The 900-nt window shown below is 37.3% G+C and carries 2 protein-coding genes; one reads left to right on the forward strand and one right to left on the reverse strand.

The window, feature by feature from the left end; translation table 11 throughout:
• Positions 1 to 214: hypothetical protein (locus CYP43_RS00010; protein WP_219808125.1), on the forward strand; the 214-nt coding region annotated here is incomplete at its 5' end.
• A 183-nt stretch (positions 215 to 397) separates the two neighbouring features.
• Here the strand turns inward: CYP43_RS00010 and CYP43_RS00015 are convergent.
• On the reverse strand, positions 398 to 900 hold a 503-nt coding region (locus tag CYP43_RS00015; protein ID WP_103582037.1), incomplete at its 5' end, for a Rep family protein.

The following is a 900-nucleotide window of genomic DNA, read 5'->3' on the forward strand; positions in this document are numbered from 1 at the left end:
CATTAAAAGGTGTTTCAAAATGGCAAGAAAAAAACTAGAACAACAAAAAAAATTACAGACTTTCAAAGTAACTCAAGAATTTAAAACTTTTTTGCAGTCGCTGGATAATGCTAGTCAGTTTTTTGTGGATACATTAAAGGCAACACCAGAATATAAAAATTTCGAACGAAAGATCCACGAACAAAACAATACTCCAAGCCTTTTTGCTGAATAAATTTAAAAGCTCTCTAATTAGCACTTAGGGCGGGCGTTGCCCTAATGCTCCACAATTATGGGGTTATAACCCCATACCCCAGCTATTTTAAAGGGGGTTAAGGGGGTGAAACCCTCCTTACGAGCACCCGCAGGATATACAAAACCGCCAGGATTTTGTATATACAAGGGGTATGCTCGCCCACTACATTTTTACCAACGATTGATGACGTTTAGACTTAAGATAAACATTGATAACGTAAGCACTATTTACGCAGAGCATTTCGAACCAGTCTGGCTCATTTTCGGCAGCATAATCAAAGATTTGAGTAAATTCAGTATATCCGTTTTCATCGATAAATTTACGCATAGCTTTTAAACACTCTAAACGGTGCTTTAACTCGCTTTTCTCTGAAAAAAGATACTCATTAGCATCAAAACCGTTAAAAGCTCTTAGATCGCTTGCTAGATACTGAGCTTTTGATTTATCATCAAGGTGCAACATATAGCGGATATTTCCAGCTAGATTATTTATAACTTGTGGATTTGTTGCAAAAATAGCGTCCGTAATCTCTTTGATTTGAGAATAGGATTTTTTGCCATCGAATACCATCACGCAGTGATAATGTGGCTTTTTAGGCTTGCCGTCTTTGTCTATATCGGCATCGTGAAGTGGAGAACAAGCCCAAACTAAATTCAACTCATCTG

Source organism: Campylobacter concisus, assembly GCF_002913045.1.
Classification (GTDB): Bacteria; Campylobacterota; Campylobacteria; order Campylobacterales; family Campylobacteraceae; genus Campylobacter_A; species Campylobacter_A concisus_AP.